Annotated in this window: 1 protein-coding gene; it reads right to left on the bottom strand. The window is 58.5% G+C overall.

The features are described 5' to 3' along the window. On the bottom strand, positions 1 to 236 hold a 236-nt coding region (locus tag AC3XQU_RS24900; protein WP_489876765.1), incomplete at both ends, for an SDR family NAD(P)-dependent oxidoreductase.

Here is a 236-nt window from a genome sequence, read left to right as displayed (position 1 = left end):
CAGGACGGGATGTATCTCCCATGTCCATGAGGTCCAGGTCGAGCTTCTTCCATAGCGGGGTGTCCACAACGCCGGGCGCAAAGGCGTTGGACGTGATTTTGTGCTTCGCCAATGCATGGGCAGCCGACTGGTTCAAAGCGGTCACCGCGAACTTGCTAGCGCAGTAAGATGCGAAATTCGGGTAACCTTGCCGGCCCGCGATGGACGATGTGACTATGAGCTTGCCACCCTTGCCC

This window comes from Telluria sp. AZSoR62, assembly GCF_058111565.1.
This window is presented reverse-complemented; position numbering and strand designations above follow the sequence as displayed.